Consider the following 14,772-nt stretch of genomic DNA (forward strand, 5'->3'; position numbering starts at 1 on the left):
ACCGCCGTCTCGGGCGGACCGCCGTCATCGCGACAGACCGCCGTCTCGGGCGGACCGCCGTCATCGTGACAGACCGCCGTCTCGGGCGGACCGCCGTCATCGTGGCAGACCACCGTCGTCATGGCAGACCGTCGTGGCAGACCGCCGTCGTCATGGCAGACCGCCGTCGTGGCAGACCGCCGTCTCAGTCAGAGAGTTCGGAGCGGCTGAGAAAAGGGGCAGCCACCGACGGCGCGCCGGTCGATCTCAACCGCCGGCCGATCGCAGGCCACCAGCAGCTCTCACCCACCAGCCGACCTCAGTCCCCAGGCCCCGATCCGGCCATCGCCCGCCCCGTCCGCCGGTCGGTCCCAGCCACCCTCCGGTCTCGAACCGTCGGCCGAGCCCGACCCCCACCGATCTCAGCCGTCGGCCGACCCCAGTCACCTCGCGCCCCGCCCGCCACCCTCACCCCAACCCACTGCCCTCCACCCCAACCCGCCGCCCGGCCCCCGACCCCCGCGGTCTCGGTCATCGATCCGTCTCGGTCTCGGTCATCGATCCGTCTCGGTCTCGGTCATCGATCCGTCTCGTTCGACGCCGGTCACGCGTGCGAGGATCGGAGGAACAGCCTCACGCCCGAACAGCACGTGCACGCGAATGGGGAGCAGCCATGGCCGGCAAGGCGCCGAAAAGTGATCCGGTTCAGGACGCGCCGCAGGTCGCGGAGCCCAAGCACGCTGCGGCGGGCCTGCCGGCGATCGGGCACACGTTGCGGATCGCGCAGCAGCAGATGGGCGTGAAGCGGACCGCGCTGACGCTGCTGCGGGTCAACCAGAAGGACGGCTTCGACTGTCCGGGCTGCGCCTGGCCGGAGCCGGATCACCGGCACGCCGCCGAGTTCTGCGAGAACGGCGCGAAGGCGGTCGCCGAGGAGGCCACGCTGCGCCGGGTCACCCCGGAGTTCTTCGCCGCCCACACCGTCGCCGACCTGGCGACCCGCAGTGGCTACTGGCTGGGGCAGCAGGGGCGGCTCACCCACCCCATGTACCTCCCCGAAGGCGCCGACCGCTACGAGCCGGTGTCCTGGGAGCGCGCCTTCGACATCGTCGCCGAGGAACTGAAGGCCCTCGCTTCCCCCGACGAGGCCCTCTTCTACACCTCCGGCCGGACGAGCAACGAGGCCGCGTTCCTGTACCAGCTGTTCGCCCGTGAGTTCGGCACGAACAACCTGCCGGACTGCTCCAACATGTGCCACGAGTCGTCGGGCTCCGCGCTCTCCGAGACGATCGGCATCGGCAAGGGCAGCGTCCTGCTGGAGGACCTCTACAAGGCCGATCTGATCATCGTCGCCGGGCAGAACCCGGGGACGAACCATCCTCGGATGCTCTCCGCGCTGGAGAAGGCCAAGGCGAACGGCGCGAAGATCATCACCGTCAACCCGCTGCCCGAGGCCGGCCTGGAGCGGTTCAAGAACCCGCAGACCCCGCAGGGCATGTTCAAGGGCGCCGCCCTCACCGACCTGTTCCTCCAGATCCGCCTCGGCGGCGACCAGGCCCTGTTCCGCCTCCTGAACAAGCTGATCCTGGCTGAACACGACAGCGCCTCCGGCGCGGGGTCCGGCGCGGTCGACGAGGCGTTCATCAGCGAGCACACCCACGGCTTCGAGGAGTTCGCCGAGGCCGCCCGCGCCGCCGACTGGGACGAGACGCTCACCGCGACCGGCCTCACGCGCGAGCGGATCGAGGAGGCCCTGCGCATGGTCCTCGCCTCGAAGCGGACCATCGTCTGCTGGGCGATGGGCCTCACCCAGCACAAGCACTCGGTGCCGACCATCCGCGAGGTGGTCAACTTCCTTCTGCTGCGCGGCAACATCGGCCGCCCCGGCGCGGGCGTCTGCCCGGTGCGCGGCCACTCGAACGTGCAGGGCGACCGCACGATGGGCATCTTCGAACGGCCCGCCCCGGCCTTCCTGGACGCCCTGGAGAAGGAGTTCGGCTTCGCCCCGCCCCGGGAGCACGGATACGACGTCGTACGGGCCATCAGGGCCATGCGCGACGACAGGGCGAAGGTGTTCTTCGCGATGGGCGGCAACTTCGTGTCGGCCTCCCCCGACACCGAGGTCACGGAGGCGGCCATGCGCCGCGCCAGACTCACCGTGCACGTGTCGACGAAGCTGAACCGCTCGCACGCCGTCACGGGCGCGCGGGCACTGATCCTGCCCACCCTGGGCCGCACCGAGCGCGACCTCCAGGGCGGCGGCGAGCAGTTCGTGACCGTCGAGGACTCGATGGGCATGGTGCACGCCTCACGCGGGCGTCTGGAGCCCGCGAGCGGGCAGCTGCTGTCCGAGACCGCCATCGTGTGCCGGCTCGCCCGCCGCGTCCTCGGCGCGGGCAGCCGGACGCCGTGGGAGGAGTTCGAGAAGGACTACGCGACCATCCGCGACCGCATCGCGCGCGTGGTGCCCGGTTTCGAGGACTTCAACGCGCGCGTGGCCGACCCCAGCGGCTTCGCGCTCCCGCACGCCCCGCGCGACGAGCGGCGCTTCCCCACGGCCACCGGCAAGGCCAACTTCACGGCCGCGCCGGTCGAGTACCCGCAGCTGCCGCAGGGCCGTCTCCTGCTGCAGACGCTGCGCTCGCACGACCAGTACAACACCACGATCTACGGCCTGGACGACCGCTACCGGGGCATCAGGAACGGCCGCCGGGTCGTGCTGGTCAACCCCGAGGACGCACGGGCGCTGAAGCTCGCCGACGGGTCGTACGTGGACCTGGTGAGCGAGTGGCGGGACGGCGTGGAGCGCCGGGCCGACGGCTTCCGGGTGGTGCACTATCCGACGGCACGCGGCTGTGCGGCCGCCTACTACCCGGAGACCAACGTCCTGGTGCCGCTGGACGCCACCGCCGACACCAGCAACACCCCGGCCAGCAAGTCCGTCGTGGTCCGTCTGGAACAATCGTCGACCGACTGAGCGTTTGCTCAGGAGGGCCGGCGCCCGACCGCCGGCGGCGCACGCGAGCGACGAACGGAGCCCCATGGGCGAGCAGCACCAAGTGAAGTTCCCGCAAGAGGTCATCGACGAGTACGCGACCCTCGGCATCGACCTGGTCGCGATGTTCTCCGCCGGGCATCTGGGCACCCGTATGGGCGTGCGGATCGTGGAGGCGTCGGCGGACCGGGTCGTCGGGACGATGCCGGTGGAGGGCAACACCCAGCCGTACGGGCTGCTCCACGGCGGCGCGTCCGCCGTGCTCGCGGAGACCCTGGGATCGGTCGGCTCCATGCTGCACGCCGGCAGCTCCAAGATCGCCGTGGGTGTCGACCTGAACTGCACGCACCACCGGGGCGTGCGGTCCGGGCTGGTGACCGGTGTCGCCACACCGCTGCACCGGGGGCGTTCGACGGCGACGTACGAGATCGTCGTCAGTGACGAGGCCGGCAAGCGGGTGTGCACGGCCCGGCTGACCTGCCTGCTCCGGGACGCTCCGGCGGTCGCGGGTGAGCGGGCGCGGACGTCGCACTGATGCGCGCGGACGCGGGGCCGGCCGGGGCGAAGGCCGCTTCTCCCCTGGTCTCCCGCGGCGGCCAGGCCCTAGCGTCGGGGCATGACAACGGGAAGAGCCCTCTGGCCGGGGGCGGTGCTCGGGCTGGCGCTGCTGACCGGTGTCCTGGCCACCGGGTGCGCACAGTCGGGTGCGACGGGCCGGCCTGCGTCCGCGACGGGCGGACCGACGGCCCCGCGGGGCGGCGGCTCACCGTCGCCGTCGGCCACCCCGCCCGAGGAGCTGTGCGCGAAGCTCGTCGCGTACTGGTCGCGGGAGACGATGGACGACGACACCTACGGGGACTATCAGTCCATGGGGCTGTCGAACGGGCAGTACGACATCCTTCGGAAGGTCGTGGACGCGGCACGGGCCGAGAAGAGGCGCGCGGGTTCCGCCGCCGCGGAGCGGCTGATCGACCGGCGGGCGCGTGCGGACTGCCGGAAGCGGTACCGCTCGGGCGGTCCGGGCGAGGAGCACTGGCAGTGAGCGGGGTCGGTCCCGTGGAGCCGGGCGAGGGCACGCGCGCGTGGGACGTACCGGAAGCGGACCTCGCGCCCCCTCCGGAGCCTCCTCACGGGCGGTTCACGCGGGTGTACGCCCGGCACCGCCGTGCCCTGCTCGCGGCGGCCGTGGCCGTCGTCGTGCTCGCGGGCTGCGGCTACCTGTACGCCACCCGTCCGAAGCCGGAACCCGAGCCCGAGGCTCCTTACCCGTCCCAGGCGCTCGTCGTGAGCTATCTCGGCCCGGTGACCCGGTCCGCCGGGGCGTCGCGCGCGAGCTTCGGCTTCGAGGTCGGGCTGAGCGTGCGGTCCGGCCCCCCGGTCACGGTCGAACAGATGACCCAGCCCTACGCGGGGCTCTCCCTGCGGACGGACCCTCGCACTCCGGTCCGGATCGGGACGGACCGGCCCCGAAAGATCGTCATCACCATGCGCGTCACGGAATGCGGGAAAGTGCCGAAGAACGCCGGACTGCCTTTCCTCGACGTAACTCTACGTAATACGCGCGCAATAGAAGCACACAGCTTCATCCTGGGTGAGCGCTACGCGCAGGACCTCTCCGACGCCCTTCAAGTCGCCTGTAGCAACGATTCCTCGTCAGTACCAAAACCCTGAACACTCCTGAACCTACCCGCGCCAACCCTGCACGTTCTCACTATGTGGACAGGGCGAATCGGCCTGAATTCCGCACATCCACCCACTGAGTACCGCTCTGCATTACCTCGTGTCATAACAAGAGCGTCACAGCCTTGGCCAGACTCTCCTACACATTCCCTACACCCGCCTAGAGTCACGGCCAGTCACCGCGCCAACGGAATCGAAGTCACGTCTTCGGCCCAGCGCTCGACTCGGCCGCTTCCAAACAGGAAGGGCCGTGCCAGGGAAAGGACTGATCGTGCGTCAACGTTCGCTCATAGCCATCACCGCCGCGCTGGCGGCGGGAGCACTCACTCTCACCGCCTGCGGTTCGCGCGACGGGGGCAACGGCGGCTCGGACACCGGCAGTGGCACCACTGTCGTCATCGGCGTCGACGCCCCGCTGACCGGTGACCTGTCCGCGCTGGGTCTCGGCATCAAGAACTCCGTGGACCTGGCCGCCAAGACGGCCAACAAGGACAAGTACGTCGAAGGCGTCACCTTCAAGGTCGAAGCCCTCGACGACCAGGCGCAGCCCTCCTCCGGCCAGCAGAACGCCACGAAACTCGTCGCCGACAAGGACGTCCTCGGTGTCGTCGGCCCGCTGAACTCCTCAGTCGCCGAGTCCATGCAGAAGGTCTTCGACGACGCCAAGCTCGTCGAGGTCTCCCCGGCCAACACCAACCCGGCCCTCACCCAGGGCCCGGACTGGCAGACCTCGAAGGTCCGCCCGTACAAGTCGTACTTCCGCACCGCGACCACGGACGCCATCCAGGGCCCGTTCGCCGCGCAGTACGTCTTCAAGGACGCCAAGAAGAAGAAGGTCTTCGTCATCGACGACAAGAAGACCTACGGCGCCGGTCTGGCCGCCACCTTCTCGGACGAGTTCAAGAAGCTCGGCGGCAAGATCGTCGGCACCGAGCACATCGACCCCGAGACCAAGGACTTCTCCGCGGTCGCCACCAAGGTCAAGTCCTCCGGCGCCGACGTCGTCTACTACGGCGGCGAGTACCCCCAGGCCGGTCCCCTCAGCAAGCAGATCAAGGCCGCGGGCGCCAAGGTCCCCGTCGTCGGCGGTGACGGCATCTACAGCGCCGACTTCATCAAGCTCGCCGGCGCCAGCGGCACCGGCGACCTCGCCACCTCCGTCGGCGCCCCGGTCGAGGAACTCGACTCCGCCAAGGAATTCGTCGCCAACTACAAGACCGCCGGCTACAAGGAGGCCTACGAGGCCTACGGCGGCTACTCCTACGACTCCGCCTGGGCGATCATCGAGGCCGTCAAGAAGGTCGTCGAGGACAACAACGGCAAGCTGCCGGACGACGCCCGCGCCAAGATCACCGAGGCCGTGCAGAACGTCTCCTTCGACGGTGTGACCGGCAAGGTCTCCTTCGACGAGTACGGTGACGCCACCAACAAGCAGCTCACCGTCTACGCCGTCGAGGGCGGCGAGTGGAAGGCCGTCAAGTCCGGCACCTTCGCCGGCTGACCCACACCCACACACATCCCTGAGCCGCGCGGGGCGCCGCACCACTGGCGCCCCGCGCGGACTCACATCCGGTCACATCCCTCGATATATCCGAAGTCTCGGAGGACATGCGGTGAACGAACTGCCGCAGCAGCTGGTCAACGGCCTGCTACTGGGATCCATGTACGGGCTGGTCGCCATCGGCTACACGATGGTCTATGGCATCGTCCAGCTCATCAACTTCGCCCACGGTGAAATCTTCATGGTGGGCGGATTCGGCGCCCTCACCATGTACCTGTACGTGCTGCCCGACGGCACGTCCATGTGGGTGGCACTGCCCCTCATGCTCATCGGCGGCATCCTCGTCGCCGTACTCGTGGCGGTCGGCGCGGAACGATTCGCCTACCGCCCCCTGCGCACAGCACCACGCCTCGCGCCCCTCATCACCGCCATCGGCCTCTCCCTCGCCCTCCAACAGGCGGTATGGGCCTGGTACCCCAACGCCCGGTCCGCGATCACCTTCCCCCAGATCGAAGGCGGCCCCTTCGAGATCGGCAGCGTCACCATCCAGACCGGTGACATCTTCCTGCTGCTCGCCGCCCCCATCAGCATGGCGATCCTCGCGTACTTCGTGATGAAGACCCGCACCGGCCGCGGCATGCAGGCCACCGCGCAGGACCCGGACACCGCCAAACTCATGGGCATCAACACCGACCGCATCATCGTGGTCGCCTTCGCCCTCGGCGCCGCCTTCGCCGCCGTCGGATCCGTCGCCTACGGCCTCAAGTACGGCGAGGTCCAGTTCCGCATGGGCTTCATCCTCGGCCTCAAGGCCTTCACCGCCGCCGTCCTCGGCGGCATCGGCAACATCTACGGCGCCATGCTCGGCGGCCTGGTCCTCGGCGTCGCCGAAGCCCTCTCCACCGCCTACATCTCCGACATCCCCGGCATGGACCAGTTCGGCAGCCAGTCCTGGGCCAACGTCTGGGCGTTCGTACTCCTCATCCTCGTACTCCTCGTCAGGCCACAGGGGCTGCTCGGCGAGCGCGTGTCGGACAGGGCGTGACACCGATGACCACACAGACCACCGCACCCCGGACCACCGGCAAGACCACCGCCGGCGACCCGCACAGCCTCGTGGGCATCCCCCCGCACATCGGCCGCGCCCTCGCCACCGGCGGCGGCGCCCTCGCCGTCGTCTCCGCCTTCCTCGCCTGGACCTGGACCTCGGCCTTCCCCGGTGACCTCACCGTCTACGGCTACCCGGGCGGCCTCCAGGTCCTCGTCCTCATCGGCGGCGCCCTCACCGCACTCCTCGGCCTGTCCTCCTACGGCATCAAGGGCCTGCGCTGGCTGACCCCCGCAGGCGCCGACAGCGCCCTCAAACTGGCCGCGCTCGGCACCTTCGCCACCGCCTGGTACACGATCATCGCGATCAGCGCCCAGCTCGGCGGCGTCGTCAACCTGGAGCCCGGCGGCTGGATCGCGGGCATCACGACCCTCGCCGCCCTGCTCGGCGCCCTCTCCCTGCCGTACGCGCTGCCGGAGACCGACCCCGGCGACCCGGACGACACCGGCTGGGACCAGTTCCGCCACAAGGCACGCACCCAGCGGACCATCGTCAAGGCGGCCTTCGCCTCCGGCACCGCCACCCCCGCGCGCCAGCTCCCCCCATACGCCGAAATCCTGATCATCGTCGGCGCACTCGCCCTCGGCCTCACCGTCTTCACCTACGGCATCGGCACCGAGTACGACGAACTGTTCATCGGCTTCCTCATCACCGCGGGCTTCGGCTTCGGCGCAGCCGCAAAGGCCGGCCTCGTGGGCCGGATCTCGGCGCTCACCGCCAAGCACCGCAACGTGACGATGATCGGCGCGTTCACCGCGGCCGCCGCCTTCCCGTTCACCCAGTCCGACGACCAGTACGCGACCATCGGCGTCTACATCCTGATCTTCGCCACCGTCGCCCTCGGCCTGAACATCGTCGTCGGCCTCGCCGGCCTCCTCGACCTCGGTTACGTCGCCTTCCTCGGCGTCGGCGCCTACACCGCGGCCATGGTCTCCGGCTCCCCCTCCTCCCCCTTCGACATCCACCTGCCGTTCTGGGCATCCGCCATCCTCGGCGCCGCCGTCGCCATGATCTTCGGCGTCATCATCGGCGCCCCCACCCTGCGCCTGCGCGGCGACTACCTCGCCATCGTGACGCTCGGCTTCGGTGAGATCTTCCGGATCACCGTCCTCAACATGGACGGCACCTCCGGCCCCGACATCACCAACGGCTCCAACGGCATCTCCTCGATCCCGAACCTCAACATCCTCGGCTTCGACTTCGGCCAGGAACACACCTTCCTGGGCTTCACCATCGCCCGCTTCGCCAACTACTTCCTGCTGATGCTCCTCATCACCCTGGTCGTGGTCATCGTCTTCCGGCGCAGCAGCGACTCCCGCATCGGCCGCGCCTGGATCGCCATCCGCGAGGACGAGACCGCCGCCCTCGCCATGGGCATCAACGGCTTCCGCGTCAAGCTCATCGCCTTCGCCCTCGGCGCCGCCCTCGCCGGCCTCGCCGGCACGGTCCAGGCCCACGTCACCTACACGGTGACACCCGAGCAGTACCAGTTCGCCGCAGTCGTCCCGCCCAACTCGGCCTTCCTCCTCGCAGCGGTCGTCCTCGGCGGCATGGGCACCATCAGCGGCCCGCTCGTCGGCGCCGCACTGCTCTACCTCATCCCGTCCAAGCTCCAGTTCCTGGACGACTACCAGCTCTTCGCCTTCGGCCTCGCGCTCGTCCTCTTGATGCGCTTCCGCCCGGAGGGCCTCATCCCGAACCGGCGCCGCCAGCTCGAATTCCACGAAGAGGCCGAAGCGCCCGCAGTCCTCAGCAAGGCAGGGGCCTGACCACGATGACTACCAACACCACCACCAAGGACACCGCCCCCGGCTCCAGCGCCTCCGGCGAGACCGTCCTCGACGCCCGCGGCGTCACCATGCGCTTCGGCGGCCTCACCGCCGTACGCAACGTCAACCTCACCGTCAACAGCGGCGAGATCGTCGGACTCATCGGCCCCAACGGCGCCGGCAAGACGACCTTCTTCAACTGCCTCACCGGCCTCTACATCCCCACCGAGGGCGAAGTCCGCTACAAGGGCCAGATCCTGCCGCCCAAGTCCTTCAAGGTCACCGCGGCCGGCATCGCCCGCACCTTCCAGAACATCCGCCTGTTCGCCAACATGACGGTCCTGGAAAACGTCCTCGTCGGACGCCACACCCGCACCAAGGAAGGCCTCTGGTCGGCCCTCCTGCGCGGCCCCGGCTTCCACCGGGCCGAGAAGGCCTCCCGCGAACGCGCCATGGAACTCCTCGAGTTCGTGGGCCTCGCCGACAAGGCCGAACACCTCTCCCGCAACCTGCCCTACGGCGAACAGCGCAAGCTCGAAATCGCACGAGCCCTGGCCAGCGAACCCGGCCTGCTCCTGCTCGACGAGCCCACCGCAGGCATGAACCCCCAGGAGACGCGAACCACCGAAGAACTGGTCTTCGCCATCCGCGACCAGGGCATCGCCGTCCTCGTCATCGAGCACGACATGCGGTTCATCTTCAACCTCTGCGACCGCGTCGCCGTCCTCGTCCAGGGCGAGAAGCTCGTCGAGGGCGACAGCGCCACCGTGCAGGGCGACGAGCGCGTCGTCGCCGCCTACCTCGGCGAACCCTTCGAAGACGCACCCGGCCAGGACGAGGTCGCCGAAGTCGAGGCCGCCGAAGCACACGCCGCGCCCACGCAGGACGCCGCGCCCGGCAAGGAGAACGACCGATGACCACACTGCTCGAAGTAGAGGACCTCCGGGTCGCCTACGGCAAGATCGAAGCCGTGAAGGGCATCTCCTTCAAGGTCGAGGCCGGCGAGGTCGTCACCCTCATCGGCACCAACGGCGCCGGCAAGACCACCACCCTGCGCACCCTGTCCGGCCTGCTCAAGCCCGTCAGCGGCCAGATCAAGTTCGACGGCAAATCCCTGAAGAAGGTCCCCGCGCACGACATCGTCGCGCTCGGACTCGCCCACTCCCCCGAGGGGCGGCACATCTTCCCGCGCATGACCATCGAGGACAACCTCCGCCTCGGCGCCTTCCTGCGCAACGACAAGCCCGGCATCGAGAAGGACATCCAGCGCGCCTACGACCTCTTCCCCATCCTGGGCGAACGTCGCAAGCAGGCCGCCGGTACGTTGTCCGGCGGCGAGCAGCAGATGCTGGCCATGGGCCGCGCGCTCATGTCCCAGCCGAAGCTGCTCATGCTCGACGAGCCCTCCATGGGCCTCTCGCCGATCATGATGCAGAAGATCATGGCGACGATCGCCGAGCTGAAGTCCCAGGGCACGACGATCCTGCTCGTCGAACAGAACGCGCAGGCCGCGCTCTCACTCGCCGACCAGGGCCACGTCATGGAGATCGGCAAGGTCGTCCTGTCCGGCACCGGCTCCGACCTGCTGCACGACGAGTCGGTCCGCAAGGCGTACCTCGGCGAGGACTGACCTCGCTCGCACACGACGAGGCCCGCGCCCCCTTTCAGGTGGGGGGTGCGGGCCTCGTCGTATGTATGTGTACGTGTACGGGGGAGCGGGGTCAGCCCTTGGCCGCCTTCTTCTCGTCGGCGTCCTGGATGACGGCCTCCGCCACCTGCTGCATCGACATCCGACGGTCCATCGACGTCTTCTGGATCCAACGGAACGCGGCCGGCTCCGTCAGCCCGTACTCCGTCTGCAGAATCGACTTCGCACGGTCGACGAGCTTGCGGGTCTCCAGGCGGAGGGTGAGGTCGGCGACCTCCTTCTCCAGCTCCTTCAGCTCCGTGAACCGGGACACGGCCATCTCGATGGCCGGCACGACGTCACTCTTGCTGAACGGCTTCACCAGGTACGCCATCGCACCGGCGTCCCGGGCACGCTCGACAAGGTCGCGCTGCGAGAAGGCGGTCAGCATCAGAACGGGCGCGATGCCCTCCTCGGCGATCTTCTCGGCGGCGGAGATGCCGTCCATCTTGGGCATCTTCACATCGAGGATCACGAGATCCGGCTGGTGCTCCCGGGCCAGCTCGATGGCCTGCTCACCGTCACCGGCCTCGCCCACTACGGAGTAGCCCTCCTCCTCGAGCATCTCCTTCAGGTCGAGACGGATCAACGCCTCGTCCTCGGCGATGACGACGCGGGTCGTCAGCGGAGGCACGTGTGACTTGTCGTCGTCGGCGACGGGCTGGGGCGACTCGGGGGCGGTCACTTGGGCTCCTCGTTCGGGGCAGGGGTACTGCTGACAAGAGGGTACCTAGCTGCGGTAAGGTGGGGGCACGGCGAGTGACCGCCAACCTTCGTTTCAAAGGGGCCCCGGTAGCCCAGCGGCAGAGGCAATGGTCTCAAACACCATCCAGCGTCGGTTCGAATCCGACCCGGGGTACTTTTCCTTTAGTTCCAAGGTCACGACACGCAAGCGGATGTCCACGTTCTCGTGAACATCCGCTTTTTGCTGCGCGCGGACGCGATCAGTTGCACAGAGTAGTCGCATGTACGACATGAGTACACGCAAGCGAGCACTCGCACTGGTCTCCCAGGGGCGCAGCCTCAACTCAGTGAGCCGAGAGACTGGCGTCTCACGATCGGCGATCCGGTGTTGGCTGACCCGGATCGAACCACTTGAACGCACACCTCCCTGTGTCCGATGCCGGGACACACCAGGAGCACCGGAAGACCCCGCAACGTATGCCTATCTACTGGGTCTCTACCTGGGCGACGGCTACATCATCTCCAAACCGCGGCAGCGCTATCTGATGGTCACGTGTACGGCGTCCTGGCCCGGTCTGATCGATGCAGCCGAGGACGCCATGCGCAAGGTGCTGCCCTGGCCCAGCGTCAGCCGACTCCAGCGAGCTGGGTGCGTCGACGTGAAGTCCTTCACCAGGCATTGGACTTGCCTCTTCCCTCAGCACGGCCCCGGCAAGAAGCACGAGCGCCGAATCGCTCTAGAAGCCTGGCAGCAAGCCATCGTCGACACCCACCCCTGGGACTTCGTCCGAGGCCTCATCCACTCCGACGGCTGTCGACTGACCAACTGGACGACCCGCCTGGTCGGCGGCGAACGCAAGCGCTACGAGTACCCGCGCTACTTCTTCACCAACAAGTCCGACGACATCCGGCAGCTCTACACCGACACCCTCGACAAGCTCGGCATCGAGTGGACGCACTGCACCCGCGACGGCAACCCGTACAACATCTCCGTCGCCAAGAAGGCCTCCGTCGCCCTCATGGACACCCACGTAGGCCCGAAGTACTGACCCCCTACTTCACTTCGGGCTGTCGTCCGTCCCGATGTGATGCACCCGCACCATGTTCGTGAAGCCCGCGACCCCCGGCGGTGAGCCCGCCGTGATCACGACCACGTCCCCCTTCTTGCAGCGGCCGTACTTGAGCAGCAGCTCATCCACCTGGTCGACCATCGCGTCCGTCGAGTCGACACTCGGGCCCAGGAAGGTCTCCACCCCCCACGTGAGGCTCAACTGCGAGCGTGTCGCCGGGTCCGGGGTGAAGGCCAGGAGGGGAATCGGCGACCGGTAGCGGGAGAGGCGGCGGGCCGTGTCGCCGGACTGGCTGAAGGCGACCAGGAACCTGGCGTCGAGGAAGTCGCCGATCTCGGCGGCCGCGCGGGCCATCGCGCCGCCCTGGGTGCGGGGTTTGTTGTGCTCGGTGAGGGGCGGGAGGCCCTTCACGAGCATGTCCTCCTCCGCCGCCGCCACGATCCGGCTCATCGTGCGGACCGCCTCCACCGCGTACTTGCCGACGCTCGTCTCGCCGGAGAGCATCACCGCGTCCGTGCCGTCGAGGACCGCGTTGGCGACGTCGCTGACCTCGGCGCGTGTCGGCCGGGAGTTGTTGATCATCGAGTCGAGCATCTGCGTGGCGACGATGACCGGCTTGGCGTTGCGCTTCGCGAGCTTGACCGTGCGCTTCTGGACCAGCGGGACCTGTTCGAGGGGCATCTCGACGCCCAGGTCGCCGCGCGCGACCATGATGCCGTCGAAGGCCGCGACGATCTCCTCGATGTTGTCGACCGCCTGCGGTTTCTCGATCTTGGCGATGACGGGGAGTCGGCGGCCTGCCTCATCCATGATCTGGTGGACGCGTTCGATGTCCCGGCCGGAGCGGACGAAGGACAGCGCGATGACGTCGAAGCCCGTGCTGAGCGCCCAGCGGAGGTCTTCCTCGTCCTTGTCCGACAGCGCCGGCACCGATACGGCGACTCCCGGCAGGTTCAGTCCCTTGTTGTCCGAGACGACGCCGCCTTCGACGACCCTGGTGTGGACTCGGGGGCCGTCCACGGCCGTGACTTCCAGCGTGACCTTGCCGTCGTCGACGAGGATGTGGTCGCCGGGGCTGACGTCGGCCGCCAGGCCGCCGTACGTCGTGCCGCAGATCTCGCTGTCCCCTTCCACTCCCTCCTCGACGCTGATCGTGAAGGTGTCGTCGCGTTCAAGGAGTACGGGGCCTTCGGTGAAGTGGCCGAGGCGGATCTTCGGGCCTTGAAGGTCGGCGAGGGTGCCGACGCTGCGGCCGGTCTCGTCGGCGGCCTTGCGGACGTGCTGGTAGCGCTCGTCGTGTTCGGCGTGGCCGCCGTGGCTGAGGTTGAAGCGGGCGATGTCCATGCCGGCCTCGACCAGGGCCTTGATCTGGTCGTACGAGTCGGAGGCGGGCCCGAGGGTGCAGACGATCTTTGCTCGGCGCATGTTTCGAGCCTATGGCTTACCCACCGGTAGTGATTTGGTGGAGCGTGACTACTCAACGGCCTTTGGGTGAAAGGTAATTGACAAGTGGTCACAAGGGTTGAAGGGTGCTCCGGCCCGAGCGGCCCGGGGCGCTTCTGCGGCAGGCTGGTCACAGTTGTGGCGGGAGCATCGTGAAGCGGGCGTTGACCTGTGCGTGGACGTGCTGGCGTTGGGGTTCCAGGTCGAGGGGGGCGGCGGTGGTGTCCTCGGCTTCGGCGATCATGGATCGCATACGTCCGCCGTGGGCGGCGTGGTGGATGGGCTGGGGGGCCTCCGCGCCGATGTCGGCGAGTTCGACCAGGGCGGCCAGGGAGGTTCCCAGGGCCTCGGCGTACTCTCTGGCGCGCTGCACGGCTTCCCGTACGGCCTGCTGTCGGGCTCGTTTGTGGGCGGGTGAGTCGGGGCGGAGGGACCACCAGGGGCCGTCGACGCGTGTGAGGTCGAGGTCGGCGAGGCGTGTGGTGAGTTCGCCCAGTGCGGTGAAGTCGGTCAGCTCGGCGGTGATGTGGACGCGGCCGTGGTAGGCCTGGATCCTTTCGCCTCTGCCTTTCTCCTTCAGTTCGGGGGTGATGGAGAGGGCGCCGGTCTCCAGTCGTTCGACTGCTTCGCCGTAGGTCTTGACGAGGTCGAGGACGGTGGTGTTGCGGCGGGTGAGGTCGTCGAGGGCGGCGCGCCGGTCCTTGCCTCGGGCGAGGACGGTGACTGTGATGCGGGCTGTTTCGGGGTCGACTTCGAGGTGGGCTTCGCCGCGGACGGCGATGCGGGGCGCGTCGGGGGTGCCGTAGGGGACGGCGGTGGGGTGGGTTTCCTCTGGGCTGGTGGCCATACGTCCCAC

13 protein-coding genes and 1 tRNA gene are annotated in these 14,772 nt (G+C 68.5%); 11 read left to right on the forward strand and 3 right to left on the reverse strand.

What is annotated here, in order from left to right; genetic code table 11:
• Positions 1 to 652 precede the first annotated feature (652 nt).
• The 9 genes from OG858_RS11615 to OG858_RS11655 all read left to right on the forward strand — a co-directional run bounded on the left by OG858_RS11615 (position 653) and on the right by OG858_RS11655 (position 10,662).
• Positions 653 to 2,956, forward strand: coding sequence for an FdhF/YdeP family oxidoreductase (locus tag OG858_RS11615; RefSeq protein WP_328544935.1), 2,304 nt, complete (start codon positions 653 to 655; stop codon positions 2,954 to 2,956).
• Positions 2,957 to 3,020: 64 nt separating this feature from the next.
• Positions 3,021 to 3,509: a PaaI family thioesterase gene (locus OG858_RS11620; RefSeq protein WP_319066002.1), complete on the forward strand. Its 489-nt coding sequence runs from the start codon at positions 3,021 to 3,023 to the stop codon at positions 3,507 to 3,509.
• An 81-nt stretch (positions 3,510 to 3,590) separates the two neighbouring features.
• Entirely contained in the window at positions 3,591 to 4,016 is a 426-nt protein-coding gene (locus OG858_RS11625) for a hypothetical protein (protein ID WP_328544934.1), read from the forward strand.
• Positions 4,013 to 4,645: a Tat pathway signal sequence domain protein gene (locus tag OG858_RS11630; protein WP_327743671.1), complete on the forward strand. Its 633-nt coding sequence runs from the start codon at positions 4,013 to 4,015 to the stop codon at positions 4,643 to 4,645. The genes OG858_RS11625 and OG858_RS11630 overlap by 4 nt, the downstream gene beginning before the upstream one ends.
• Positions 4,646 to 4,925: 280 nt before the next feature.
• The gene (locus tag OG858_RS11635) at positions 4,926 to 6,155 is read left to right on the forward strand and encodes a branched-chain amino acid ABC transporter substrate-binding protein (RefSeq protein ID WP_179200768.1); all 1,230 of its coding nucleotides are present in this window, start codon (positions 4,926 to 4,928) and stop codon (positions 6,153 to 6,155) included.
• Between the two features lie 112 nt (positions 6,156 to 6,267).
• Positions 6,268 to 7,200, forward strand: a complete 933-nt coding sequence (locus OG858_RS11640) for a branched-chain amino acid ABC transporter permease (protein ID WP_086746428.1) — start codon at positions 6,268 to 6,270, stop codon at positions 7,198 to 7,200.
• A gap of 5 nt (positions 7,201 to 7,205) precedes the next feature.
• On the forward strand, positions 7,206 to 9,032 hold the full coding sequence (locus OG858_RS11645) for a branched-chain amino acid ABC transporter permease (protein WP_086746427.1): 1,827 nt from the start codon (positions 7,206 to 7,208) through the stop codon (positions 9,030 to 9,032).
• A gap of 5 nt (positions 9,033 to 9,037) precedes the next feature.
• The gene (locus tag OG858_RS11650) at positions 9,038 to 9,949 is read left to right on the forward strand and encodes an ABC transporter ATP-binding protein (RefSeq protein WP_086746426.1); all 912 of its coding nucleotides are present in this window, start codon (positions 9,038 to 9,040) and stop codon (positions 9,947 to 9,949) included.
• Positions 9,946 to 10,662, forward strand: a complete 717-nt coding sequence (locus OG858_RS11655; RefSeq protein WP_037693245.1) for an ABC transporter ATP-binding protein — start codon at positions 9,946 to 9,948, stop codon at positions 10,660 to 10,662. Before OG858_RS11650 ends, OG858_RS11655 begins: the two co-directional genes overlap by 4 nt.
• Positions 10,663 to 10,753: 91 nt before the next feature.
• Here OG858_RS11655 and OG858_RS11660 read toward each other — a convergent pair whose 3' ends face one another.
• A complete protein-coding gene (locus OG858_RS11660) occupies positions 10,754 to 11,404 on the reverse strand; it encodes an ANTAR domain-containing response regulator (protein ID WP_037693246.1) in 651 nt (216 codons plus the stop codon).
• A 101-nt stretch (positions 11,405 to 11,505) separates the two neighbouring features.
• On the opposite strand from OG858_RS11660, the gene OG858_RS11665 reads away from it, so the two are divergent.
• A tRNA-Leu gene (locus OG858_RS11665) sits at positions 11,506 to 11,578 on the forward strand.
• A 106-nt stretch (positions 11,579 to 11,684) separates the two neighbouring features.
• Positions 11,685 to 12,452, forward strand: a complete 768-nt coding sequence (locus OG858_RS11670) for a helix-turn-helix domain-containing protein (RefSeq protein ID WP_086746425.1) — start codon at positions 11,685 to 11,687, stop codon at positions 12,450 to 12,452.
• A 9-nt stretch (positions 12,453 to 12,461) separates the two neighbouring features.
• On the opposite strand, the gene pyk is transcribed toward OG858_RS11670, so the two are convergent.
• Together pyk and OG858_RS11680 are read right to left on the reverse strand one after the other, a co-directional pair.
• The gene (gene pyk / locus OG858_RS11675) at positions 12,462 to 13,898 is read right to left on the reverse strand and encodes a pyruvate kinase (RefSeq protein ID WP_086746424.1); all 1,437 of its coding nucleotides are present in this window, start codon (positions 13,896 to 13,898) and stop codon (positions 12,462 to 12,464) included.
• A gap of 148 nt (positions 13,899 to 14,046) precedes the next feature.
• Positions 14,047 to 14,763 carry an SIMPL domain-containing protein gene (locus OG858_RS11680; protein ID WP_086746423.1) on the reverse strand — a complete coding sequence of 239 codons (717 nt, stop codon included), beginning with the start codon at positions 14,761 to 14,763 and terminating at the stop codon, positions 14,047 to 14,049.
• Positions 14,764 to 14,772 lie beyond the last annotated feature (9 nt).

It is taken from the genome of Streptomyces europaeiscabiei (assembly GCF_036346855.1).
Lineage (GTDB): Bacteria > Actinomycetota > Actinomycetes > Streptomycetales > Streptomycetaceae > Streptomyces > Streptomyces europaeiscabiei.

Bases quoted from the DNA above. Each gene is read 5' to 3' on its own strand.
- OG858_RS11625 (WP_328544934.1), top strand. From the start codon at position 3,591: ATGACAACGGGAAGAGCCCTCTGGCCGGGGGCGGTGCTCGGGCTGGCG.
- OG858_RS11655 (WP_037693245.1), top strand. From the start codon at position 9,946: ATGACCACACTGCTCGAAGTAGAGGACCTCCGGGTCGCCTACGGCAAG.
- OG858_RS11615 (WP_328544935.1), top strand. From the start codon at position 653: ATGGCCGGCAAGGCGCCGAAAAGTGATCCGGTTCAGGACGCGCCGCAG.
- pyk (WP_086746424.1), bottom strand. From the start codon at position 13,898: ATGCGCCGAGCAAAGATCGTCTGCACCCTCGGGCCCGCCTCCGACTCG.
- OG858_RS11680 (WP_086746423.1), bottom strand. From the start codon at position 14,763: ATGGCCACCAGCCCAGAGGAAACCCACCCCACCGCCGTCCCCTACGGC.
- OG858_RS11620 (WP_319066002.1), top strand. From the start codon at position 3,021: ATGGGCGAGCAGCACCAAGTGAAGTTCCCGCAAGAGGTCATCGACGAG.
- OG858_RS11645 (WP_086746427.1), top strand. From the start codon at position 7,206: ATGACCACACAGACCACCGCACCCCGGACCACCGGCAAGACCACCGCC.
- OG858_RS11650 (WP_086746426.1), top strand. From the start codon at position 9,038: ATGACTACCAACACCACCACCAAGGACACCGCCCCCGGCTCCAGCGCC.
- OG858_RS11670 (WP_086746425.1), top strand. From the start codon at position 11,685: ATGTACGACATGAGTACACGCAAGCGAGCACTCGCACTGGTCTCCCAG.